The sequence below is a fragment of the Deinococcus marmoris genome (assembly GCF_001949125.1).
GTDB classification, from domain to species: domain Bacteria; phylum Deinococcota; class Deinococci; order Deinococcales; family Deinococcaceae; genus Deinococcus; species Deinococcus marmoris_A.
Window position 1 is genome coordinate 1 of sequence record NZ_MSTI01000161.1, and the last position, 22,971, is coordinate 22,971.

At 51.5% G+C, this 22,971-nt stretch carries 21 protein-coding genes and 2 pseudogenes; 6 read left to right on the forward strand and 17 right to left on the reverse strand.

Going from position 1 to position 22,971, the window contains the following annotated elements; all coding sequences use genetic code 11:
• Together BOO71_RS23525 and BOO71_RS23530 are read right to left on the reverse strand one after the other, a co-directional pair.
• Positions 1 to 299, reverse strand: a pseudogene (locus BOO71_RS23525) (transposase); the annotation flags it as partial.
• Between the two features lie 34 nt (positions 300 to 333).
• Entirely contained in the window at positions 334 to 762 is a 429-nt protein-coding gene (locus BOO71_RS23530) for a tyrosine-type recombinase/integrase (RefSeq protein WP_083653778.1), read from the reverse strand.
• A gap of 120 nt (positions 763 to 882) precedes the next feature.
• Here BOO71_RS23530 and BOO71_RS23535 point away from each other — a divergent pair, with 120 nt between their 5' ends.
• Together BOO71_RS23535 and BOO71_RS23540 are read left to right on the forward strand one after the other, a co-directional pair.
• Positions 883 to 1,551 (forward strand): plasmid pRiA4b ORF-3 family protein, encoded by a 669-nt coding sequence (locus tag BOO71_RS23535; RefSeq protein WP_075836696.1) that lies wholly within the window; start codon positions 883 to 885, stop codon positions 1,549 to 1,551.
• Positions 1,520 to 2,908 carry an ISKra4 family transposase gene (locus BOO71_RS23540; RefSeq protein WP_075836697.1) on the forward strand — a complete coding sequence of 463 codons (1,389 nt, stop codon included), beginning with the start codon at positions 1,520 to 1,522 and terminating at the stop codon, positions 2,906 to 2,908. The genes BOO71_RS23535 and BOO71_RS23540 overlap by 32 nt, the downstream gene beginning before the upstream one ends.
• Here BOO71_RS23540 and BOO71_RS23545 read toward each other — a convergent pair.
• Both BOO71_RS23545 and BOO71_RS27350 read right to left on the reverse strand, forming a co-directional pair.
• Complete coding sequence (locus BOO71_RS23545) at positions 2,892 to 3,404, reverse strand: transposase (RefSeq protein ID WP_075836698.1); 513 nt, start codon at positions 3,402 to 3,404, stop codon at positions 2,892 to 2,894. The genes BOO71_RS23540 and BOO71_RS23545 overlap by 17 nt on opposite strands.
• 99 nt (positions 3,405 to 3,503) lie before the next feature.
• Positions 3,504 to 3,818, reverse strand: coding sequence for a hypothetical protein (locus BOO71_RS27350; RefSeq protein ID WP_139323158.1), 315 nt, complete (start codon positions 3,816 to 3,818; stop codon positions 3,504 to 3,506).
• Between the two features lie 256 nt (positions 3,819 to 4,074).
• On the opposite strand from BOO71_RS27350, the gene BOO71_RS28930 reads away from it, so the two are divergent.
• Positions 4,075 to 4,296 carry an IS66 family transposase gene (locus BOO71_RS28930; RefSeq protein ID WP_075836699.1) on the forward strand — a complete coding sequence of 74 codons (222 nt, stop codon included), beginning with the start codon at positions 4,075 to 4,077 and terminating at the stop codon, positions 4,294 to 4,296.
• A gap of 41 nt (positions 4,297 to 4,337) precedes the next feature.
• Here BOO71_RS28930 and BOO71_RS23555 read toward each other — a convergent pair whose 3' ends face one another.
• The 13 genes from BOO71_RS23555 to BOO71_RS23605 all read right to left on the reverse strand — a co-directional run bounded on the left by BOO71_RS23555 (position 4,338) and on the right by BOO71_RS23605 (position 20,158).
• Positions 4,338 to 5,282 (reverse strand): GDP-L-fucose synthase family protein, encoded by a 945-nt coding sequence (locus BOO71_RS23555; protein WP_075836710.1) that lies wholly within the window; start codon positions 5,280 to 5,282, stop codon positions 4,338 to 4,340.
• A gap of 8 nt (positions 5,283 to 5,290) precedes the next feature.
• Positions 5,291 to 6,337, reverse strand: a complete 1,047-nt coding sequence (gmd, locus tag BOO71_RS23560) for a GDP-mannose 4,6-dehydratase (RefSeq protein WP_075836700.1) — start codon at positions 6,335 to 6,337, stop codon at positions 5,291 to 5,293.
• Between the two features lie 417 nt (positions 6,338 to 6,754).
• Positions 6,755 to 8,017: a glycosyltransferase family 4 protein gene (locus BOO71_RS23565; RefSeq protein ID WP_083653779.1), complete on the reverse strand. Its 1,263-nt coding sequence runs from the start codon at positions 8,015 to 8,017 to the stop codon at positions 6,755 to 6,757.
• The gene (locus BOO71_RS27360; RefSeq protein ID WP_139323159.1) at positions 7,999 to 9,075 is read right to left on the reverse strand and encodes a hypothetical protein; all 1,077 of its coding nucleotides are present in this window, start codon (positions 9,073 to 9,075) and stop codon (positions 7,999 to 8,001) included. The genes BOO71_RS23565 and BOO71_RS27360 overlap by 19 nt, the downstream gene beginning before the upstream one ends.
• The gene (locus BOO71_RS23570; protein ID WP_075836701.1) at positions 9,072 to 9,905 is read right to left on the reverse strand and encodes a glycosyltransferase family 2 protein; all 834 of its coding nucleotides are present in this window, start codon (positions 9,903 to 9,905) and stop codon (positions 9,072 to 9,074) included. The genes BOO71_RS27360 and BOO71_RS23570 overlap by 4 nt, the downstream gene beginning before the upstream one ends.
• A gap of 5 nt (positions 9,906 to 9,910) precedes the next feature.
• Positions 9,911 to 11,245, reverse strand: coding sequence for a dTMP kinase (locus tag BOO71_RS27365; protein WP_139323160.1), 1,335 nt, complete (start codon positions 11,243 to 11,245; stop codon positions 9,911 to 9,913).
• A gap of 22 nt (positions 11,246 to 11,267) precedes the next feature.
• Positions 11,268 to 12,632 carry a hypothetical protein gene (locus BOO71_RS27370; protein ID WP_139323161.1) on the reverse strand — a complete coding sequence of 455 codons (1,365 nt, stop codon included), beginning with the start codon at positions 12,630 to 12,632 and terminating at the stop codon, positions 11,268 to 11,270.
• A gap of 14 nt (positions 12,633 to 12,646) precedes the next feature.
• The gene (locus BOO71_RS23585) at positions 12,647 to 13,750 is read right to left on the reverse strand and encodes a glycosyltransferase (RefSeq protein ID WP_075836704.1); all 1,104 of its coding nucleotides are present in this window, start codon (positions 13,748 to 13,750) and stop codon (positions 12,647 to 12,649) included.
• The gene (locus BOO71_RS23590; protein ID WP_075836705.1) at positions 13,747 to 14,928 is read right to left on the reverse strand and encodes a glycosyltransferase family 4 protein; all 1,182 of its coding nucleotides are present in this window, start codon (positions 14,926 to 14,928) and stop codon (positions 13,747 to 13,749) included. Before BOO71_RS23590 ends, BOO71_RS23585 begins: the two co-directional genes overlap by 4 nt.
• Positions 14,925 to 16,400 carry a lipopolysaccharide biosynthesis protein gene (locus BOO71_RS23595; protein WP_075836706.1) on the reverse strand — a complete coding sequence of 492 codons (1,476 nt, stop codon included), beginning with the start codon at positions 16,398 to 16,400 and terminating at the stop codon, positions 14,925 to 14,927. The genes BOO71_RS23590 and BOO71_RS23595 overlap by 4 nt, the downstream gene beginning before the upstream one ends.
• A gap of 76 nt (positions 16,401 to 16,476) precedes the next feature.
• On the reverse strand, positions 16,477 to 16,866 hold the full coding sequence (locus tag BOO71_RS27375; RefSeq protein WP_139323162.1) for a hypothetical protein: 390 nt from the start codon (positions 16,864 to 16,866) through the stop codon (positions 16,477 to 16,479).
• Positions 16,863 to 18,278 (reverse strand): UDP-glucose dehydrogenase family protein, encoded by a 1,416-nt coding sequence (locus tag BOO71_RS23600; protein ID WP_254843279.1) that lies wholly within the window; start codon positions 18,276 to 18,278, stop codon positions 16,863 to 16,865. Before BOO71_RS23600 ends, BOO71_RS27375 begins: the two co-directional genes overlap by 4 nt.
• Before the next feature lie 260 nt (positions 18,279 to 18,538).
• Positions 18,539 to 20,158, reverse strand: a complete 1,620-nt coding sequence (locus BOO71_RS23605) for a polysaccharide biosynthesis tyrosine autokinase (RefSeq protein ID WP_075836708.1) — start codon at positions 20,156 to 20,158, stop codon at positions 18,539 to 18,541.
• A gap of 406 nt (positions 20,159 to 20,564) precedes the next feature.
• Here BOO71_RS23605 and BOO71_RS23610 point away from each other — a divergent pair.
• From BOO71_RS23610 to BOO71_RS27385, 3 genes and pseudogenes are all read left to right on the forward strand, one after another.
• A pseudogene (locus BOO71_RS23610) lies at positions 20,565 to 21,742 on the forward strand (transposase).
• 271 nt (positions 21,743 to 22,013) lie between these two features.
• Positions 22,014 to 22,394 carry an alginate O-acetyltransferase AlgX-related protein gene (locus tag BOO71_RS23615; protein WP_075836709.1) on the forward strand — a complete coding sequence of 127 codons (381 nt, stop codon included), beginning with the start codon at positions 22,014 to 22,016 and terminating at the stop codon, positions 22,392 to 22,394.
• Positions 22,395 to 22,630: 236 nt separating this feature from the next.
• Positions 22,631 to 22,971, forward strand: a 341-nt coding sequence (locus BOO71_RS27385; RefSeq protein ID WP_139323164.1) for a transposase family protein, incomplete at its 3' end; no start/stop codon positions are given.

Genomic DNA, 22,971 nt, shown 5'->3' on the forward strand with positions numbered 1-22,971 from the left:
CGCTCCAAGTTAAGCTGAATCCGCAGGTAACGGGTGCGGTCCGGGAGGCAGGGAAAGAGCGGACGGTAGGTGAAGCGGACCTGTGCGAGCCATTTTTGCTGTGATGGCTGACCCAGGAGTTCGCCAACCAGCGCAATCGTCATGATCTCGGCGTAGGTGCCTTTTTGATGCGGCTCCCTGGGGAGCGTGAACAGGCCGCTGACCTCAGCGGCCTTCAAGTAATCATCAATGTAGACGTACACGAGTAAAAACAGGTCTTCGACGGTAGATTGAACCAGCGGAAGCTCGTTGGTAGGCATACCTGAGTTTCCGCTTTTCTCGACTCAGTATCCCCTAGCACCCGAAGTTTGGATGGGCCGCGAGGTGGGCCCGGAGGACCAGGCTGAAGGTTTGTGGGAACAAGATGTAGCGGTCCTTGCTGCCCTTGCCCTGATCCACGAAGATCTTGCAGGCCGCGAGGTCAACATCATTCACCTCGATCTTGACCAGTTCACCCACGCGTACGGCGGTGAAGAACAGCAGCTTGAGGATGATTTCGTGTTCGACGCGGCCACCCTCGCGCACCGCCTGGAAGAAGCGTCCGAGTTCCTCGGACGTGAGCAACTGTGGTAAACGCTGTTCCCGCTTCGGCTTCTTGAGCTTGAGTTTCTTCCGGGCCTGCTGGCAGATGTACCCGAATTCGTCATAGCTCAGGTGTTCCTTCCGGGCCAGCCGGACGAGTTGCGTGACCATCTTGGATTTCGCCTTCTCGGATGACGGCATGCAATCCCTCGCTGCTGGCGCGGTTCCAGCCCTGCTGAAGTGTGGAGGCGAGGGGAATCATTTCGCCTTTCCGTCGTTTGGCGAACTCCTGACCCGAACATCTCTGAGATACGCCGGCCTATGGCGGCTGAAGTGGTGGTCTATCAGCTCAATATCGTCCTGCGCGAAGTCGAACCCACCGTCTGGCGACGGGTGCTGGTCAGGAGTGACACCAGCATCGCCTTGCTGCACCAGGTGGTGCAAGTCGCCATGGGCTGGGAAGATACCCATCTTCACAAATTCAGGATTCACGGGCGCGACTATGGCACCTCTTACGAGGGTGGCATCGTGTTTACCACAGATCCAAAGGCCGTTCGGCTCGATCAGTTCAAGCTGCGCGCCGGAGAGCGCCTCCAGTACGAATATGACTTCGAGGATTTCTGGCAACACGATCTGCGTCTGGAACGCGTCCTGCCACTCGATTTAAAAAAGAAGTACCCGCGCTGCGTTACTGGACGGCATTCGTGTCCGCCCGAAGATTGCGGTGGCCCTCAGGGCCACCGCAAAGGTGTCTTGGAGCGCCTCTCGCTCAGCGCAATGGAGGACATGGTGCTGATCAGTGAAGCTATCCTCAGCGTGGCAGACGGGCAAGACGCCCGCGTCTTGCGTGAGGACGAAGACCTCTTGGATGCACTCGAGCGCCTCCGGTTCCGGCAGCGCTTTGCCCCAGATCAGTTTGACCGCAAGGCCGTGAACCGGCGACTCCGGGAGGTGGAACATGCAGATCAGGCTTCAGTTGACGCTGGTTGAGGACGATCAGGAGATGGTCTACGAGGTGGGCAGCTTCGAACGAGGAGCGCTGAATTTCGAGACACTCGGTTTAAGCCTTGAAGAGGGAAAGACTGTCCTGAACGCTCTTCAGGCAGTCCTGGTCGAGCAGCAGATCAGCCAGCAGCTCGAAGGGGTCCGTCCGTGTCCGGAATGCGGCATTCAGCGTCGCACGAAGGGCCACCATCACGTCTTGCTGCACACGGTTTATGGCGATATTCCGGTGAACAGTCCAAGGTGGTGGCGCTGCGCGTGCGATGTCCAGGGCGGCACCTTCAGTCCATTGTCCAGTTTGATGCCCGAGAACACCACACCCGAGCTGCTGTTCTTACAGACCAAATGGGCGTCGATGGTGTCCTACGGGGCCACGGTGAATTTGCTGAGAGACGTCTTGCCCATGGGCAAGACGTTAAATGCAGAGACGGTTCGGAAGCACGTCCACCAGGTGGCCCAGCGGGCCGAAGATGCCCTGGGCGCGGAGCAGGCGTTCTTTGTCGAGGGCTGTCAGCAGGACTGGGACACGCTTCCAATGCCAGATGGCCCCCTAACCGTCGGAATCGACGGTGGCTTTGTGCGGGCCAGGAGAAAGGGGTGGTTTGAGGTCATTACTGGGAAAAGTATTCTGGCCTTCCAGCGCGATCAAATCGGGAATCAGCAGAGTAGCAAGACCTTCGCCTTTGTCACCACTCATGACCAGAAGCCCCGCCGACCGCTGTTCGAGATGCTGCGCTCGCAGGGCATGCAGGAAAACCAGAAGGTGACATTCATGTCGGATGGAGGCGACAACGTCCGGAATCTCCAGCTCTACCTCAGCCCGAACGCTGAACACGTGCTGGACTGGTTTCATGTGACCATGCGCTTGACCGTACTCGGCCAGATGGCCAGGGGCCTCCCCGGGGAGATTGAGGAACTGAACGACGTTCCTGAACGATTGGAGCGAGCCAAACACCATCTCTGGCACAATCACGTGAATCAGGGCTGCGAGGAACTCAGTGACCTAGAAATGGACCTGTCCAGCACGCTGGACAGGTCACAGGTCGATCTCGCCTGCATTCGGAAGATGCAAAAGTATGTGACGGAAATGATCGGCTACATCGGTAACAACAAAGTCTACATGGTGAACTATGGCGAGCGGTATCGGGCGGGCGAGCGCGTCTCAACGGGCTTTGTCGAATCGGCGGTCAATCAGGTCATCAGCAAGCGGTTCGTCAAGAAGCAGTTGATGGGTTGGACGCCGCGTGGTGCCCACCTGCTGCTTCAAATCAGGACGCGGGTGCTCAACAACGAACTTGAAGACCTGTTTCGACAGTGGTACCCGGACTTCAGAAAAGCGGCCTAGCCCCCGGAATTTGGTGGCCTCGTGCCCGGATGTCACGGTAACGACACTGGCCGAAACTCAAGTTCTGTTTAACAAGGCGGTGAATGACTTCGATCCCCCAGCGGGCTTTCCAAGCCCGCAGCAGTTCTACCAATGTAATGTCTGACTGCTCAAATGTGCTGATCAGAAAAAATGCCTTCCAGACCCCCTTCTCCCTGCGATAAATGATCACGATCTCGACACTCGATCCTGCCATCCCCACAGCCACCCGCTTTGATCTCCAATTGAATTTTTCGGTGTAGTGACAGTCGCCCGGTGGGAAGCGTTTTGCCAGGCTTTTTAGATTTGATGTTTCACCCTGATAAATGACATCGCTGTTGCCTTTGATCCGCTCCAGAAAAGAAATCCCATGCTCCAAACAATAGGCAACGACTTCACGCGTCGTAAATTCTGCATCTGCCACAAGATCACGAAAGTGAATGCCCGCCTGCCTGACTCGTTCGAGCATCGCAATCATTGATTGCGATGCCGTGTGGTACGGATAGGCTGATGTTTGCAGCCGTTTTGATGCCGTGAATTCAAAACCAAGCGGGATTGGATCATGGCCTGATTTGACTCAGGCCAGGCTCAAAAAACGATGTGAGAGCGCCGTGACCGCATGGCCCCCGCGATATTGGATGTCTAGACCTTGTATTTCTGTACCGTGATGTGCGACGACAGTGAAGTCAAAGGCTAGATACGCACCTTCTGGTGCCGATTTCGCCCATTCGGCCAGATCGGTGTCACTCCAGAAGGTACGTTGACTCAGCGCGGCACTCACCTGACTGGGACAGAGCGGCGTCAGGGCAGCGACTTCCTGAGCCGCACAGGTGCGGCTCAATAGACCCGTGATGAAGGCAAAGGCTATGCTAGACGGACGAAACGTAGACATCTCGCCAAAAGAACGCAGTGACCGTACTTTTCTAAGTTCTGTCGCTGCGCTCTGCGTTGCCGACGGCACTCAGGCTTTGACTGGAAACTCTTGATGGACAGTGGGTGGCGCAGGTGTTCCGGGATGGGATCCGACCGCACCGGAACATGCGCGGCAGGGTGAGTCCTACACCCTGCGCCTGGACGCCCTGCTGAACCGGGCACCGCTGAAGTCAAAAGCGAACGAGCGACTCCGGCTGGGCATCCTGAAATAGCACGTGCTGGATCGGTTGTGGCCGATCCTGAAGGACCCGGACATTCCACCGACGAATAACGCGGCTGAACGGAGCCTGCGAACCGTGGTCATGGCGAGGAAAGTCTCGCAGTGCAGCAAGAGTGCCATCGAGGCACAGACGTACATGCGCATCAAACCCACGGTGGAGACCGCACGGTTGCGCGGTCAGGATCCCATCGCGGCCCTGACCAACCTTATGCGCTAATCACAGACCTCCCGAGTTCTACCCTTTGCGAGCACGGCCGTTCATTCCACTATTCGAGGTGAAACGTTTGAAGAATACCAGTCTAACGTCTTCTGAATTCCGATTTGTAGAGACGTTTCCGCTTGCCATCCTAGCTTACCTAAGTGGGAGATATCCATCAGCTTGCGTGGCGTGCCGTCAGGTTTACTGGCATCGAAGGCTAATTGCCCGGTGTAGCCGACCTCTTTTGCAATCAGTTCAGCAAGTTCGCGAATGGCTAAGTCTTTCCCTGTGCCTACGTTGATCGGCCCCGACTCAGAGACGTTTTGCATCAGGAATAGGCAAGCGTCGGCAAGATCATCAACGTACAAAAATTCACGCAGTGGCGTACCGCTGCCCCACACTTCGACCTGGGGCGCATTGGCTTCACGGGCCTCAACTATCTTCCGCATCAGCGCTGGCAACACATGTGAACCTTGCAGATCGAAATTATCGCCGGGGCCATATAGATTGGTGGGCATGGCGCTGATGAAGTCGTCGCCGTACTGGGCGCGGTAGTGGTCGCACAGCTCGATGGCGGCAATCTTGGCGACGGCGTAGGCCCGGTTGGTGTCTTCCAGCGGCCCGGTCAGCAGAGATTCTTCCCTCAGTGGCTGCGGTGCGAGACGCGGGTATATGCAGCTCGACCCCAGATTCAGCAGTTTGCGAACGCCTGTCTTATGCGAGGCGTGGATGACATTGGCGGCGATCATCAAGTTGTCGTAGAGAAATTGGGCCGGGTATGTGCTGTTGGCAAGAATGCCGCCGACCTTGGCCGCCGCCAGAAAGACATATTCGGGGCGCTCCTGCTCGAAAAATGCCTTGACTGCCGCCTGATCGCGCAGATCGAGTTCGGCGCTGGTACGGGTGACCAGATTGCCGTAGCCTTCCGCCTGCAAGCGGCGCAGAATTGCTCCACCGACCAAGCCACGGTGTCCGGCCAGGTAAATGCGGGCGTCCCTGTTCATTCCGGCCATCAAGTGTTTCCCACGCCCTTAAGGGCGATCTGGTGACCTGCATCGATTAACGTCTTTTCCTGTCTGGCCAGTTCAAGGTCATGGTCCACCATTTCCTGCACTAACTGCTCGAAGCTGGTCTTCGGTGTCCAGTCGAGGGCCCTCCGGGTTTCGGAGGCGTCACCGAGGAGGTAATCGACCTCAGCGGGCCTAAAATAGCGCGGGTCGACTTCCACGTAGTCCTGATAGTCCAGGTCCACCAGCGCAAAAGCCCGTTCTGCAAACTCGCGGACGCTGTAAGCCTCGCCTGTCGCAATGCAGTAGTCGCGGGGCGTGTCCTGCTGGAGCATCAACCACATGGCCTCGACATAGTCGCGGGCATGTCCCCAGTCGCGTTTGGCTTCCAGATTGCCCAGGTAGAGTTTGCTTTGCAGTCCAGTCTTGATGCGGCCAACCGCGCGGGTAATCTTGCGGGTCACAAACGTTTCGCCACGCCGAGGCGATTCGTGATTGAAGAGAATGCCGTTGCAAGCGTAGAGGTCGTAGGCCTCGCGGTGGTTGATTGTCTGCCAATACGAATACACCTTTGCCACGGCGTATGGGCTGCGCGGGTGAAAGGGAGTGTGGAGGCCCTGCGGCGGTTTGGCTGCGCCGAACATCTCGCTGCTGCTGGCCTGATAAAACCGGACAGTGGTGCCGGTTCGCTTCTGGTAGTCGCGGATGGCTTCCAGCAACCTCAAGGTACCTAGGCCGGTGACATCGGCGGTGTACTCAGCCTGATCGAAGCTGACCATGACGTGGCTCTGTGCGCCCAAGTTATAGATCTCGTCGGGCTGCACCCGCTCCAAAAGCAGCCGTAGACCGGATGAATCGGAAAGGTCGCCGTAATGGAGAAACATCCTAGATGTGGGATCGTGCAGGTCCTTGTAGAGATGGTCGATTCTGTCGGTGTTGAAAGTGCTGGCGCGGCGTACGATGCCGTGAACCTCATAGCCTTTTGAGAGGAGGAGTTCGGTCAGGTAGGAGCCGTCCTGGCCAGTGATGCCTGTAATAAGTGCTTTCTTCATTTCGTAACCTCTTGCTGCTTGGGTTTGCCCAGTATCATTTCGTTAAAGGACTGCTGGATGGAGAATACTATGAAGCATGGATTATGTCCGCCCTGAATACCCCTTAAGACAAGGGGCGAGCCTTGCCAATGCCCGCGAAGGTGTCGTCGAAGGATGAAGTAGCAAATCCTAGAGATGATCTAGGCCCAACTGGAAGATGTTGACTTCCCCGTGTCCGTGGTTCTTCCTCCTGATTGGGGAAAGATGTGCCAAGAAGTCCCCTGTTACACAAGCCCAGATGAATAAGATCGATGCTGCTGTGAGCAGTATCGAGACGTCCTCAGCGCGGGTCAATCCAGTATCTTCAATGTTGAAGCCTCATATCTTGAGAGTGCTATGCTGATTTTCTGTCTGCTATCTCAAGCGAAGATGTATACATCAGTCTCTGGCTTTCGTGTGATTTTCGGTAAGCTGTAATAATATATCTGCCAGTTCAGCAGCCCTTGTTTGCCAACTGAAGTGCTGTTGAACGTGAATACGCGCTTCCTCGCTCATACGAGTATATAAATCTGCATCGAAAAACAATTCTCTCATAGCCCATGCTAGACGTGAAATGACATATCCTGGCGAGATTGGAGCAACTTTCACACCTGCGCCTTCTACTACCTGTGTGGCAGGACCGCCTACATCTAGACATAAGACCGGACGACCCGCAGCCATAGCTTCGACACTGGCCCATCCGCCGGAATCGTGCATACTTGCATGGACGAGAACATGACAGGACGAAAGGATCTCGAGTACCTGTGGCCTTGGCTTTTGACCGAAGAAGCGCACTTGTCTATCAATTCCTAAGCGACGGGCGAGTATCTCCAACGCTGCTCTTTCAGGACCGTCTCCAAGAATCCAGTACTCTGCGTTTGGCAAACGCGCATATGCAAATGCCTCCAAACCAAACTGAACGCCTTTCCAATGCAACAAGCGTGCAACGCTTAGAAAGCGAAAGGGTCGATTCGGCGCAAGTGGTATTTGGCCCAAAGATGTTAGCTCTGCGTCTGAGAAACCTGCTTCGGAGAAAATACGCACATCCTCCGCGCCCAACGATTTCAATCGGTGGGCGGTTTCTGGAGCTTTAGTAAGTGCCACTTTGCTTTCCATAATTGTGCGGCACACTAGTGGATCTCTCTCTCCTACTTGACGTGCCAGAGTACGGATTAACTCGTAAACTTTTCCGCGCAAGCCAAAAGTTGCGATGAGATTAGGCGGCGTACTCTCAGCTCCTCCTACTGGTCCCCATAACATTGGAGGCCCGAGACGTGACAAGAGACTCGGCGACCAGTATTTCCCGAATGTTAAATGATGGACAACATCAAAATGATTCTTCTGATGCAACTGTTTCATCTGACCGAATACAAACAATTGCCAGAGGTAGTAGTATACCTGTACACCTATACTACCGCGCTTTAACCGCAAAACCCACTTGGGTAGATCGTAATAAACAAATGAGATATTCTCTAACGGTCTTACATTTAGTTCGTTCTCAATTCGAAGTTTGTTTTTTGTGCGTGTCAATACGACAATATCATGATAGGCAGATAATGCCGTACTAATGTTCCAGCCGACGCCCGGTTCTGACCCTTCACCAGGGGCACAAGCGTAAGCTGACACTAGCACTTTCAACCGCTTCAACTGAATGTCTCCCATAGCGTACGACGCCAACGCTGCAATTCAGCGTTGGGTAATGTGCCATCATTTGCCGAAAGATAATGCCCGTATAGTGCGCCAATACATGTCAAGGCCACTGCCTCTGCACGTTCATTTGTGACCCCGTTGGTGAGGAGTAAGTTGACACACTCATGTGCTGCGCTAATTGGTGAGGTCTTACTCACCAGTGCCCTGATCTGCAGCACATAGTGTACAAAATCAAGATTAGGAAAGCCATCTTCACGGCCGTACTCCCAGTCGATCGCTTTGATGATTCCAGACTCAAGTAATAGGTTCCACGGTGCAAAATCACCATGAGACCATACTAGTGGCCAATTCCGATTATCTAATACTGCTAACCAGGGTGCTATAGGCGATTCTATGCCTTCTTCTGGTGTATAGCCGCAAAGCTCCTGCACAACTGGATGTTTATGTACACTTATATCAACATAATGATTTTTCGCTGAAAGGATATTTAATCGAGAAATAAAATCTAATACCTCTTGTGCAATTGGCAAACTGGCGTGAATCGGTCGACCTTGTACACTTCGCGCTAACAATGCTACCCCGGACGAGAAAGAATCATATTTCAGAACGTCATAGGTGACGGATGGCGGCAGGGACTTAAGCATACGGTGTTCATTCTCTAGACGCATGCGTGCCAGCACTTGGTGGGCATATTTTAAAAAATACATGCCTCCATCGACTGCCTCTAGTTGAAGAGTCAATTTCTGTGTCGGACCTGTTGTACCAATAAGCAATGCCTTTGGTTTGAGTGAGGGCGATACGTCACACAAGAAATCCGCAAGAACTAGCCTTTCATGACCGTCTGGATGCAACAGAGATGGAAAAAGTGCTGCCTGAACCCGTAGAGTCCATTTCCGTAGTCGAGCACGCCGACGAAAGGCAGGAAATAAAATGCTCGAACGCCAACGCTGTGATATAGAACCATTCATGAGCAACTTGGGATTGCGACTGCTCGGTAGACAAGCTAAGACCGAATACTCATCAAAAAACATTGACCAAGGATGATCCTCAATTCCCGATGCTTTACTCATCTCTCTGCCCAGCGCTCTCGCGTAGTAGTGAAATTTCGAGACATTAAATATAATCCGCGTTTCAGACGGAAAACGCGAGCAAGCACTTTGAACATAACTTCGCGCAAATCAGACCTCAATGAAGGGGAAGGGCCATATTGAAATTGAATATCCAGCCGCTCTTTCGCACGGCGATCTGCAAAAGTTGAACTGATATTTGAATCATGCCAACGAAAACAAGCCATCAGTCTTGGGATGAACTGGAAATTCGCTCCCTTAGATGCCAAGCGCACATAATACTCGAAATCCATTGTCACTTTATATGAATCATCAAGTAAGCCATATTTCCAAAGTACTGAAGCACGCATAAAGCAGCTCGTTGACATGATATAACATCCATAATACAACAATATATTTGAGTCAAACATATGATCATATTTAGTCCGTAGAATTACACCAGTTTCGTCGACAAAATTTGTATCTCCATAAAACACTTCAGCTTCTGGGAAGACTTGATATGCCTCTGCAATTGTACTAAATGTACCTGGTAAGTAATAATCATCACAATTGAGCCATGCGATAATATCCCCTGAGGCTACGCGGAATCCCTTGTTGATGGCGTCCGTCTGTCCATAATCATTCTCAGAAATAAACTTTAGATGCGGTAAATGTATGTAATCAGCCACTACCGCTGCTGTCTCATCAGTACTCATCGCATCAAAGATAATATGCTCCACGTTCCCATAATTCTGTTCTATAACACTTAGGATTGCCTGCCTGATAAACCTTCCTTGATTGAAGGAGGGTGTAACAATTGTAATTTTTGGTAATAGCTGATTTAATGTATTCAACGTTTTTAACTCCTGAAAAATAGCGCTGATCTGAAGCGGCGGCGCACACGACGCTCCATATACTCTAGTATAATCCCATTAATATTTCCGACTACTTCTTCCACGGAACGATCAGCGTCAACAATATGGGCTCCAAGTTCTGCAGCCAATTTTCTATATTCCTCTCTCTGGCGTTGCGACTCTTCAAAAGGCACCTCTTGCTTTCGTTGCTGGAGTACATCAGCCGGAACATCTAATACGAATGTTAGATCCGGCTTGGGAATCCATTTCCCGACGAGGTGAACAAGACTGGACGGGCCACGGAAACGGTATCTCTTGGGGTCGATCAAAAGATCATAATAATAGCGGTCGAACACAATCAGAGAAGATCGAATTTTTCGGGGCAGAATTACTGCCGCGTAGCCTCCAGTATAACTTGCGAACCAGTAGCCCAGTTGCGCGAGAGATGCCCACCTCGATTTTGCGCGCGCACCGTGCGGATTCGTCACATCTAGGCCGGCCCCGCCTGGACGCGCACGTTTCAAAGGAGTCAAATGGAAGTGCTGAACCGACCTGAACACGGGCTGCAGGTCCTTGGATATGCCTGCGATGATTGTACTCTTACCAGCCCCATCTGGTCCGAGAAAAGCGATAACGAGACCCGTCGGATGCGAAATGCGCCGCGCAATGCGTGTAGCGTTTTGCTGAATATAGCGCAATCGGTCTGCCGGTTGATCGGTGCGTGGAGTGGTAAGTAAAGAAGTCCGAAGTGTATTGAGATACTTTGTAACATGTATCCAGTCATTGTATTGACAAGCGGAACATACCATTGCATCTTCTGATCCTTTAAAAAATCGAGCTACTTGCTGCCTACAGCCTTCAGGATCGCGTTGCCACAAACGCGATAAGTATTCCTGATGTTCATTAGTCAATATGCCTTTCGCCACTTTTTTTACAAGATAATAACCAAATTCCAAATTAGTTGGTGCTACCGGTATAAAATCCTTATAGAATCTTCGTTTTCCATAAAATTCTTCGCCAGAATAGAAAATGCGGCCATTTCTACGATAATCAGTTGCGAGATCAATTGCCACGAATCTATCTTCTCCGCCTACGTCCGCCGATATAACGTAAAAGTGTCCGGTTGCTTCATGTTCAAGATGTTGAACCACTTCTAGATCTTCTTGAGTTAAGGCCTTATTCCACTTTTGCAATCCCTCTACTGTTACAATGACGTCGACGTCAGATTTTATACGTTCTGGATACTCTTCATAACCGTGCAGAACTATTGCTTCATAATCCTTAAGGATGTTCAGGATATGTATATTGAAAGCCTCGTCGGTATCATACTTTTTCTTCACTAGATTACCTCGATTTGGTTAATTATTGCGTATTAGAGTTATCCGATGTGAATAGCACAGGTGATCCCGCACTTTGGAAATTTAAGATTCTAGAGTATGATTTTGAAGTCATTCTATCATCTTCTGAGGCAAATTTATTTTCTATAGGTTCATCTTGTGCAAGTAAACCTAAAATAATTCCTAATATGGGTGACGAGCTATATGTAATAAACATTATAAGTTGAATAGCCACCATTTCATTCTTTATAGACCCCCATATTGTTCTGTCACTATGGATCTTGAGAACATAAAAGTATAATAGGAATAGGAATATAATCCCTAGCAATCCTATCCTGAGGTACTCTTGAATATAAAAGTTGTGAGGAGGAAAGTCTACAAAACTTCCAAATTGATATCTCTCCCAGCCAGTGCCATAAGGTAATCCAAAGAGTATATCATGCATACTCTTTGGTGCTCCTTCTGAAAGAAAGTACTGCCAGCCTTGTAATCTCCACAACAACGTATCCTCGCTTTGTGAAGAAGCCTCGAGAGAAGATTTAATAATTCCTACAAATTTTGCACCGATTATGATTACGCCAATGCCAATTACCGTCACAATACCCAATGTATAACTGTAGAATTTCCTTCTGAACTGCCTATCTTGTAGAACTAGAATAGTCAATGCAATTATCGTAATAATCCATATTGTACGATGTTGCAAAATTAATAGTGCGGGAACGGTAAAGTAAATTGCATTTCTATGCCACCATGATCCTCTATTAATGGAGCGGAATTTGATCGATAAGATAGATACGATTGCGAGTATTAGAGCTTGGGAAGCGTTAAGTACGCGTAATGGCGTACCGCCTCCTATCTGGCTCGCCGTTTCTGCCCATAAACTCGCGATTGCAAGACCTGATATAGTAGCCCCCCAACGAAAAATTGCTACAAGTATCAGTACAGCGCCTAAATTGCATATATAGCCGACCAATCTATCTTTATCAATTCTGGAAATACTTGATGTTGCAAAGAATAAGATAGATGCGAAAAAGTATAAATCTTCTCTTGACTCTCCTATCTGATCGGTTCCAATTAGAATGACACCTCTAACTATAGAATACACAAGTAAAATAGCTAAAGATAATGCAATCTTACTAATACCTGAGCGACTATAAAAACCCTTTATAAGTCCGACAATTAGCATAGGCACAAAAATTAAATCTTGAGGGTATATATTGGTCACTAATCGGAGGACTGGCAAATTTATAAAAATGGCTTCTAGTCCTGTGAAGAGAAATGGGACAACTGCTCCAACAATTGGCCTTTTCCATAGTATGCTACATATAAGTGGCAACCATATAAATCCGACTAATCCAGCTAATATAATTATAATATTTTTATCAGTCATAAACATTCATTCTCCTATAAAGACTTGTATAGATCAATATATTGTTTAGCTCCAATAATAATATTGAATTCCCGAGATATCCTATGGGTATTTGTCTGTCCCATTTGAAACCTAATTGAACTTGGAAATAGTCTCCAATAATTTATCTGATTAGCAAAACCTGGAACTGTTGGCTCTTCCCAGGTGACGCCATCACCGACATATGCTTTTAAATCAGAGAGACCAGGCGTATCAGCTAAGACCGCAGGTAAGCCAGTACTGAGAGCTTCCAATGCCGCAATTCCGAAACCCTCTCTGCTAGATGGCATTAAATAGACATCTGCTGCCCATAGATATTTTAAAGAATCAATTTGATATCCTTCGAATCTTATGATTTCTGATATACCAAGCGAATTAGCCAAATTTCTCTCTGGATAACCAAGTTTTTCTTCTCCCACATGTATATAAACTATGTGAGAACGATCTTCTAAAGAAGCTAGTGCTTCGATGATCACGGAATGATTCTTTAAATTCGTATTCCCGCAATTTCCAATTGACAGAAATACTATTTGGTCATCATGGATCTTAAGTTCACATCTAGCTTTATCGCGGTCTTCCCTGGATGGAGGTCTGAATAACTCGGAGTCATACCAGTTAAAGATTAGTTTGGTGGAATTCCAGTAATATTTTCGCTCTAGTTCGGCAACGGCTGTACTAATACTTATGTCTCGTATTCCCAGCACCTTGTGTAGCTTGCGCTCTATAAAAAATGCCCAACGCATTATTCCTTGTGTAGGAAAATGACTATGGATGGTAAAAGCTATGCGGCTGATACCTGCCAAACGCGCCGCAAAAGCTAGAATTACTGTTCCACGACCAATATGAACATGAATAACATCATATTCGCGAGACTTAATGAAACGATAAAAAGTCAGGAAATAGCGGAGGCCCCGGTAATACGGAAGATGGTGTACAACGTATTTAGCCTCTTCGAGCTTAGGCCCGAAAATACCAATTTCGTCACCTGTGCTGAGGACTTCGAGTGTCAAGCCGCGTGAGATCCAGTAAGGAGCGGCAATACGCAGCATCTGCTCGGCCCCTGAGGGACGGAGTTCATTTAGTACGTGCAGAACTTTCATCGATTGACCCCCAGCATGTGTTCGTACTCATCAACATATGTACGTGTAATATACTCGTTATTGTATTGATTCAGCGCCTTATCATGGCCCCGTTGTGCGTATGTCAGTCTTACCTCGTCAGATTGCGCAAGATATAACATTGTGTCTGCAAGAGTCGAAGCAGATCGCACATCTGTCAAAGCGCCTGTCATTCCTTGATCAAGTACCCACGGTACACCGCCACTAGAACTACCTCCAATAGTGGGTAGGCCACACGCCATCGCTTCTATAATAGTCATAGAAAATGATTCTTCTAAAGAAGGATGTACAAGCACATCACAGTTTTCGCGCAGTTCATGTAAGAGTTGTGTGTGTGTTCGGTTGCCCATAAAGTCTACACCCTGGCCTAGACTATGTTGCGCCGCCCATCGCTCTGTGATCTCGCCTTGAGCAGTTGCTTTGCCATACAAGCGGAGACGAGCCTCAGGAATCTCTTGTCTCACTATTGCAAATGCTTTGAGGAGAGTCGAAGTGTTCTTCCAGCCTCCCCAGCCGTTGGGGACACTGACGTAGACAATTGGGCGGGTGAAGCGCGCTGTGATATTAGGCGTGAAAGAGTCGGACATTAGACCGTTGGGGATAATGCGCATATCACCTCGGTACCGCAGATACCGCCGGAAATGATCGGCGACATATGGGGAGACAGCAGTCATTCGTGAGGCGCGGTGTGCAACACGGGATGCCATGAGAAGACGTATGGCATAATAAGGTCCGGCAGCATACTTGAAAACGTTGAGTGGCGCGTCATGTGCAGTAATAAGCGTGGGAAGCTTGGATTGCAGAGCGCCGAGTGCATATTCGTAGGTCCAGTGCGCGTGAATTAAGTCGGCGTCAGCCTTGGAAGCTGCCCAAGTCACGTAAGCTCGTTCTTGACGGTAGGCGTCGGCCATGCGGTAACGAGCACGAGGACGCAGGGGTCCAACGTGAATAGTGAGGCGAGATCCCCGATACGTTTGGGGAGCTGAAACTTGTGGGTCGAGCGTAATGACTGTGACTTGGTGACCTTGAGAGAGAAGTTCATTTACGAGATTGACCACCGGCGTACCTCCCATACCCTTTGGGATGGTGAGATCGGCCGGATTGTCGAGAAAAGCCCTGAATGGGGCTAGAGTAAATGGACCGGCAACAGCAACTTTCATATTCGTCTCTGCTTAAGCAACTTAGAAAAGGGATGGTTGGCGGCGTGTAAAGTCTGCGTCGCAGCAGTGCCGACGAGCAAATGGGGCGTGAAGTGCAGACCGGCCATAGTAACGAGAGCAGCAGCAACAAGCGCAATGGCTACTCCGAGAATAGTCGGCAAAACGGTAAGTGTAGCCTGGAAGATAATATGAGCAAGGGCGGCAACAACGAAGGCGAATACACTGGATATGAGAATGCGCCCTACGAGATATAGAATAGGTGCAGCAAGCAACCGTGCAGTGGCAACTGTCATAAGAAAAAAGCGAAAAACATACATTGCAGCAATAGCGAAAGCTAGAGCGGTAAGCGAGAAATGTGCGGCAATTGGGAAAGTGATTGCGGCAAAAACCAAAACGGCAAGTTGGACTTTAAGTTCCAATTCTGCGCGTCCGAGGCCGAGTGCGACCGGTCCTGCAAGGGCCATCAGGGCATGAAATGGCATGACGAGACAAAGGATGCTCAGTAGAAAGCTAGCCTCGATCCACCGTTGGCCATAAATGACAGCAAGAAGCGGTGTGGCTAAGATTGCCATGGTAAAAAAGAGAGGAAAAAAAATTGCGCAGACAAAGCTGAAGAATGCGGAATACATACGTCTGGGGTACTCAATATTTGCTTGATTTCTAGAAGTTGCGCTAAAAATTATACCTTGTGCCGCGCCTATGAAAACATTAGTTGGAGTGCTAGATAGATAGAAGGCGCGGTCATATAGACCAAGTGTGGCGGGACCAAATATACGTCCAATGAGAATTCGGTCAAGAGTAGCAACAATAAGATTGACGATATTGGTTGCGAGAACTTTAATACCAAATATTGATAGATCACTTTGGAATTGAAAGTGTGGACGGATAGGATGGCGTGTCAGGGTATACGTCTGAATCATGAACAAGAAGGCTTGGCCAACATTAGCAGCTACTAGAGACCATACACCTGCACCTAGGAATGCCAGCAGTCCGCCAATGACACCATATCCGACAAGATAGCTGGTAATTTGTGCGATCTGAATGTCTTTGAAGCGCAGTTCTCGTTTAAGTAGAGAGATTGATGTCTGTGTAAGCGCTTGAAACAAGAAAAGCGGTGCGAGAGCACGTAAGACGTCTAAGACGGCAGGCTGACGTGTAAGTACACTGATAAAAGGAGCGCCCAAGAGAAGCAAGAGTGTAAGGGATATTCCAATCAAAACTTGCAACGTGAAAATCATTTGAACATCTGTTTCTATGATGTGCTTTTTTTGTATGAGTGCAGAGCCAAACCCGGCATCAATGACAATGTTGCCAAAAGCGATAAATGGCATTGCAAGTGCGACAAGGCCGAATGCTGTGGGCGTGAGATGTCGAGCAAGAAAGACGGTCAATATGAATGCTGCGCCAGCACGAAAAACAGAGCCAGCTAAGTTCCAAGAAAAGGCATTTGAAGTTGTAATGCGCGTGCTCATATTTGATTTACAGTAAAATAGTTCATCACTAGCTCAAGAGCTTGTTTCGGACAAAAATGTGAAGAACCTGGCTCCATCATAGAAGCTCCGTGCACTGGTAGAATTGACATTGCCCCAACAGCTTTCCGTCTGCAGATGCGCCAGCAGATCGCCATACATCTTTCCGTTGCTCCTCGGAAAAATCCCCAAGCCATGCTTTAGGGCTACCTTGAGCTAGGTACTGTTGATGGTCCAGCAGACTGACAAAGTACATTACCCAATGGAGGGCTTTACCTTTGCAAGAAATAACCCGACTTAAACTAGGCTCGTTAAATCGAAAGCTACCTTGGTTTGCAAATAGAGTGGTGGCGCTATTCCGGCGACTGACGCCACTATCTACCCCGATAAACACATCGCGTTCCACCAAGAAACACTTGAACAAAGGAGTACCGATAACTCCGACAATGTCAATGATCAGAATGTTCATTTGACGATACTCACGGTCTGCACTGACTGGATGAAGATGGGAGCACTACGTCCGACCTGCTTGACGGTGGCTTGAAGCATGTGATCCAGTGGTTGACGAATGGTGTTGCGAGCGTCGATAATCAGTCTGCGACGCATGGTTGGCAGCAATTTATTCCAGTCGAGATGCTGGTAGTCATCCCATTCAGTGACAATGATCACGGCGTCAGCTCGGGCGAAAGCATGGTCGAGGTCGCGGGCGGGTGTATAGCTTAGATGGCTCCACTCGTGCTCGGCACGTGGCATGGCCACCGGATCGTGGGCAGTGACGTGCGCTCCCAGTCGGTGTAGCCGCTCAATTAAGTCGTGAGCGGGCGCGTCGCGCAGATCGTCGGTATTAGGTTTAAAAGCCATGCCTAGCAAACTGACGCGCTTGCCCTTGAGTGTTTTGAGCTGTCTTAGCAGTTTCTCTACGATGACCTGGCGCTGGCGGTAATTGATGTCAATGGCTGCCTGTAAGATCGGCATGGCGTAATTGTGTTCACGCCCAGCGCTGATCAGCCCCTGGGTATCCTTGCCGAAGCAGCTTCCGCCCCAGCCGAGACCTGCCTGCAAAAAGCGGTGGCCGATACGTTCGTCGAGACCAATGCCGGTGGTCACTTCCTCAATGTCAGCCCCTACCCGCTCGCACAGTCCAGCGATCTCGTTGGCAAAACTGATCTTGAGCGCCAGAAAAGCGTTGGCGGCGTACTTAATCATCTCGGCACTTTGCAGGGTGGTCTTTACGGTGGCGGGGCGGGTGTACCCCTCGGGGCGGGGCGTGCTGGCAGGTGGCGTGAAATTTTGTTCCAGCAGTGGGGCATATAGCTGAATCATCGTTTCTAGCGCCTTGGCAGCGCCACCCAGCACGATCCGGTCGGGGTAAAGACTATCGTGTAGGGCAGTACCCTCACGTAAAAATTCCGGATTGCTGACCACCAGATGCTGGGCCGCGCTGAAATTCGGCGCAAGTTCTTCGAGCAGCCGCTCGACATAGTCGCCGGTTCCAATCGGCACGGTGCTCTTGTTAACGATGACTTGGCATTGCTCGCCGAGTTGATGTGCGATGCTGGACGCCGCACTGATCACGTATCTCAGATCTGGCGCACCATCCGGGCCGGGCGGAGTACCCACGCAGATAAAGATGACATCGGCCTCCTTCACGCTCGAATAGTCGCTGGTCCAGCTTAAACGCTCGGCGTTTTCGGCCAGCAAGTCACTGAGGCCGGGTTCGTGAATCGGCACCTCGCCGCGCTGCAACTGAGCGATCTTATCCGGGGCGATATCGATACCAGTGACTTGATGTCCTAAATGGGCCAGCAGGCCTGCTGTACCGAGGCCCACATAGCCGGTGCCGATCACGGTGACGTTCATAGCTTGAGCAGCAAGGGTCATGCGGAATACTCCCATTTATGATTAAGTTTCAATTGCTATACCACCTTTTTAACGTACTGGGTCAGGTCTTTTCTGATCACGGGGTCACGTCGTCGGAGCGCATGAGCGCCGCAGTATCCAGTTTGATGGTGGCCATCAGATCTTCACTACTGGTGATGTAGAGAATCGCGCCGCCGACATTCAGCCCACATACCACTCCACTACAACATTGTCTGCGCGTTTCAGCACGATATAAAAGTAAAGAAGTTGGCGCTAAGTGCTCACTTCTTTGGCAAGTCCCTGTAATTGTACCCATAATAGTAGCTTTGATCCGAGCGCGGCATCTTGTTGATCACCGTGCCGAGTAGCTTGACTCCGTTCTGCTGGGTGATCTGCTGCACCCGCTCCAATTCAGCCAAGCTGGTTTCACCCGACTCGATGACCAGAATGATGCCGTCGGTGCTGATGGCCAGCTTGAGGGTCTCGGCCAGCGCCAGAATTGGCGGTGTATCAATAATGACCAGATCATAGGCGCTGGCCCAGCGCTGCAGTAGTTCGGCTAGGTCAGGGCGGTTGAGCATTTCCTGGCTTTGTCGCCCCATCTGTCCTGCGGGCAGCAGGTCGATGTTGGGGTGGGCCGGATCATGCACTGCACAGGCCTGATCCGGGTGCTGCAAGGCGAAGGGAAGGGTAGCCTGCGCCGCGCTTAAGTCGGCCTGTGCCCCCGGCAGCGCCACGACCTGGGTGCTGGCCATATTCCAGATTCGGTGCTGGGTAGGGCGGTGCAGATCGGCGTCAATCAGAAGCACATTCTTGCCTTCTGCCGCGAAGCTGGCGCTGAGGGTGGCTGCCAAGCTGCTCTTGCCCGCGCCAGGACGGCTACTAGTGATGGCTATAATCTTGGTCTTCTCACCGCTCACGCTAGTGAGATTAATTCGCAAAAAACCCAGGGCCTCGTACATTTGGCCCGTGCGACTGACTTGCAGCAGCCCGGCGCCCAACTCGCGCCGCCCTATCAGCGGCACCTGACCCAGGAGAGGCCATCCTAGAGGCATCAGATCGGCGGCGCTGTTGACGCGCCCGCGTAGTAAACTTAGCAAGAGAGTCAAACCGATTGCGCCAAACAGGGTCAGTAGGGCAGCTATTGCTGCACTGCGGGTCGGCCGGGGCGCGACGGGCGTCACTGGGGTGCTGGGGTCGGCTCCCTGCGAGAGCGTGCCGCTGGAGGTTTGCTCAAGCACCGCGACCTGTGAGAGATTTTGCAGCAGGGTGCCACGCGCCGCTGTCAGGCTCAATCTGTCGGGGCTGGTCACAGGCACGCTGGCAATCCGGGCATCGAGAGCCTTAAGCTGCGCGTCAATACTGAGCCGGGCGTTGGCCACCCCGCGCTGTGCACGTGCGCCGTCCCAGGCGAGCAGGGCATTCACGGTGGCTCCAGCCAGTACCCGCGCGGCACGCGCCGTCCCAGCCTGCGCCACAATTTCATAGACGCCGCGCTGCTGGGTATCGAGACGTGAATTGATCTTGACCATGCTGGTGTTGCCGGTGTTGAGGCTCGCCTGCAACCCTGCCCGAATCTGTTCAGTAGCCTCGACACCGACCTGGGCAGCCGTCACGCTCTGCATAATTGCATTGGCCACTGTTTTTGATCGCAGTGCCTCATCGAGTGCCCCCTGTGGCAGCGGCGGGGCCGTGACCAGGGTGTTGTTGACCACTTGGTTGCCAACGTTACTGAACAGACTAATAATGCTGCTGCGCGATTCGTAAACCGGCGCTTGCGAGCGTGACACCAGATAGGTGCCTCCCCCAATCAATACCGTGGCACCCACGATCGGCAGTAGGCTGCGGCGCAGGGTGCCGAATATTTGGAAGAAGTTGATGTCTTTGGCGGATTCGGTCATTCAAACCTCTGAAGGGTCGGTAAGGTGCTTGTAACTTGGTGATCTATTAATATCTACAAAGATTTGAGTTGCTTTTATTCAGAGTAGAAACGGAGAGGTGGTCCCAGCTTGAGACATACTGAAAGCGGATAGCTCAAACTAACCCTACTATCCTGGGTATCAAATAACCTCGACTTGGAGTTTTTCTGGATGGGGGAAATTGGGAATTCGCTCTTGTCCTTCGATGAGAACAACAAAAAGTGGTGTGTTAGACAGCTCACTCTCTTGACTCACGCTTGCCCCAGAATAACATAGGGCTTACGCGAAACTGAGGGATAGATTTTTCGGTCGCCCTCAGTACCTGACACTTTGAGGTAAATCCCGACTGGAACACAGAAAAAAATGCGAGAGGGCGGCTGATGGGTGTGTGAAGCACACCAACGCCGCCCTGACTGATCTTGACACCTTCGTCGCCTTCCTGAAAGAGCGACTTCCTCACCACCGGATTGACCTGCTGCGCCGAGTCGCCGCCATGGTCTTTGGCATCGTTCAGGCCGAAACCACGCGGCACCGCAAGATTGCCATCCACCTTCGCAGCATGGCAACGCTGGATTCCAGAACGAAGACCGTCGCCCGAACCTTTCATGACGCTAGACTCTCTGAGCAGGATGTCCTGGACATCCTGCTGCCGCTGCTCCCAGACGGCAAATTGATCTTCGTCATGGACCGCACCTTCTTGGGCACAACAGACTGTCGTCGTGAGATAGCACCCGTATGGGGCTACTCCTCCCCATGAGGACGCTTGCCCGCAATTGGAAGCATGGACAGGCCGACATCAACATCCTGGCGCTGGGCGTGCTGCTCGGTGATGTCGTGATCCCGCTCGTCCATGAGGTGTTGCTGCACAGCGGCAACAGTCACAGTGAGCTACGTATCGCCCTGGTGAGCAGATTGCTGAAGTCCGTCTCAGCGGGGCGGTGGCGTGTTTTGATCGCTGACCGTGAGTTCGTGGGCAAAGCGTGGTTCGAGTTTCTGCATCAAAAACGGATCAAGCGGTGCATCCGCATCAAGGAGACCACCCGCATGGATGAACTGCTGGTGCGTGAACAGTACAAGAATCTGCGTCCTAGACAGGTACGAGGACTGATGGAGAAGGCGTGGGTGTATGGGAGTCTGATGCAGGTGGTGGCGACGCTCTCCCCACAGGGAGAGCGCGTCATCGTCGCTTCTGATCTGCCCCTTTACGACGTCTTGCAGGTCTACCGAATGCGCTGGGGGATCGAATGCACATTCAGCGGCATGAAGTCTCGCGGTCTGGGTTTGGAGGACACCCACATGACCGCGCCAGACCGCATTGGACGCATCTTTCTTCTGCTCAGTCTCGCGTATGCCTGGATGGTGCGGATCGGCGCATGGCGCGCAGACGCGCTTCCCATCGCAGTCAAAGCCCACGGGCGCAGGGCCATGAGTCTGGCCCAATATGGCTGGGATCTGCTGTGTGACGCCCTGCGCTGGCAGCGCCCCCTCTTTCAAACTTTTCTCGCACTCTTGATGACCGCTTTTCCCTCACCCAGCCAGCCTGAATCTGAAAGTGTCAGGTACTGAGCGGTCGTGCGAACCAGGCGGACAGCTTCGTATTTGAACTCAGCGGTGAACTTTTGCTTGAGTACGGACATTCTGTCCTCCAGTGTGAATCACACTGAACTTACCCCCCACCAAACCGGTTCTTGCACGCTTTTGGTGCATGCGGTTAGCGAGAAAGGACACGGAGTCGCAGGAGATCAAAGCCTGCCCGGCCATACATTTGCCGCTTGATGGTCTTCAGCCGTTTGACCGCTCCTTCTGTCGGGCCGTCGTGAGCAGCACCAGCGAGCAAGTGCTGGGCAATCTGGGCGATCAGCTCAACAAGTTTTGTGGTGCACACATTGAGCCAGAACCAGAGCAGAACTACAAAATCACGCAGACGGCGTCGGAAGATCTCCTTGGGGACATTACGGAGCCGGTTGCTCTCGTAGGGACAAGCTACGGCTGGGTTCAGCGCATCCATTTCGCAGATTTCATCGGTGCGGCCACCGATTTGGATGTTCTCAACTTCAGTAAGAACGGCGGAGCGAAATTTGGGGCAATACTGGACTTCCTCAACAGCGACACATTCAAAGATTCGCCGCCCCGATACGTAATCTGGGAATGGCCAAACAGCTATGTAGCACTGACTGAAGATCAACTGAGCCAGCTCAGAGCAGCGCTCAACCGCTGAGCCTAGCCCTGTAGACCTCCCGCCTGCAATTTGCTTTTCACGTCTCTTAGATCTGCTAGCAGCGCCGTGTTCGGGCTGGCCGCCGCTTAGGTGGTGGGCGCTAAGCTGAGATTGGTTCCCCCCTCCTCCCCGCCGCTCTGGCGGGCTTTTTCTTGCCTGCCTTTCCAGCACGCAGCCCCCGCGCAGGCAGGGGCTATGTTTAGACCTCTTGCGAAAGTCGTGCGCTAGTGTGGGGGATGGTCGGCACGCTGAAATATCATCAAGCCCTGAAGCTGAATCGCACGAGTTTTCGTCGTCTCACTGGTGTGTCCCCCGAAACTTTTTCAGAGATGGAGGCCGTGTTGCAGGGACGCCATGCCAACAAAGTCAAATCTGGACGACCACCTGCACTCCCTCTGGGAGCGCAACTCCTGATGACGCTGGAGTTCTGGCGCGAGTACCGTACGTTGTTCCACATCGGCCAGGACTGGGGTGTCCATGAGGCCACGGTTCAGCGAACCGTGGTGCGCGCCCAAGATGCCCTAATCCAGAGTGAAAAATTCTCGCTCCCTGGCAAGAAAGCGTTGATCGACCACGG

Excerpts from the sequence above, each read along its gene's own strand:
- BOO71_RS23540 (WP_075836697.1), top strand. The coding sequence starts at position 1,520 with ATGCAGATCAGGCTTCAGTTGACGCTGGTTGAGGACGATCAGGAGATG.
- BOO71_RS23585 (WP_075836704.1), bottom strand. The coding sequence starts at position 13,750 with ATGAAAGTTCTGCACGTACTAAATGAACTCCGTCCCTCAGGGGCCGAG.
- gmd (WP_075836700.1), bottom strand. The coding sequence starts at position 6,337 with ATGAAGAAAGCACTTATTACAGGCATCACTGGCCAGGACGGCTCCTAC.
- BOO71_RS23530 (WP_083653778.1), bottom strand. The coding sequence starts at position 762 with ATGCCGTCATCCGAGAAGGCGAAATCCAAGATGGTCACGCAACTCGTC.
- BOO71_RS23545 (WP_075836698.1), bottom strand. The coding sequence starts at position 3,404 with ATGATTGCGATGCTCGAACGAGTCAGGCAGGCGGGCATTCACTTTCGT.
- BOO71_RS23600 (WP_254843279.1), bottom strand. The coding sequence starts at position 18,278 with ATGACCCTTGCTGCTCAAGCTATGAACGTCACCGTGATCGGCACCGGC.
- BOO71_RS23595 (WP_075836706.1), bottom strand. The coding sequence starts at position 16,400 with ATGAGCACGCGCATTACAACTTCAAATGCCTTTTCTTGGAACTTAGCT.
- BOO71_RS27350 (WP_139323158.1), bottom strand. The coding sequence starts at position 3,818 with ATGTCTACGTTTCGTCCGTCTAGCATAGCCTTTGCCTTCATCACGGGT.
- BOO71_RS27375 (WP_139323162.1), bottom strand. The coding sequence starts at position 16,866 with ATGAACATTCTGATCATTGACATTGTCGGAGTTATCGGTACTCCTTTG.
- BOO71_RS23565 (WP_083653779.1), bottom strand. The coding sequence starts at position 8,017 with ATGGGAGACATTCAGTTGAAGCGGTTGAAAGTGCTAGTGTCAGCTTAC.
- BOO71_RS27360 (WP_139323159.1), bottom strand. The coding sequence starts at position 9,075 with ATGAGTAAAGCATCGGGAATTGAGGATCATCCTTGGTCAATGTTTTTT.
- BOO71_RS23605 (WP_075836708.1), bottom strand. The coding sequence starts at position 20,158 with ATGACCGAATCCGCCAAAGACATCAACTTCTTCCAAATATTCGGCACC.
- BOO71_RS27370 (WP_139323161.1), bottom strand. The coding sequence starts at position 12,632 with ATGACTGATAAAAATATTATAATTATATTAGCTGGATTAGTCGGATTT.
- BOO71_RS23535 (WP_075836696.1), top strand. The coding sequence starts at position 883 with ATGGCGGCTGAAGTGGTGGTCTATCAGCTCAATATCGTCCTGCGCGAA.
- BOO71_RS23555 (WP_075836710.1), bottom strand. The coding sequence starts at position 5,282 with ATGAACAGGGACGCCCGCATTTACCTGGCCGGACACCGTGGCTTGGTC.
- BOO71_RS23590 (WP_075836705.1), bottom strand. The coding sequence starts at position 14,928 with ATGAAAGTTGCTGTTGCCGGTCCATTTACTCTAGCCCCATTCAGGGCT.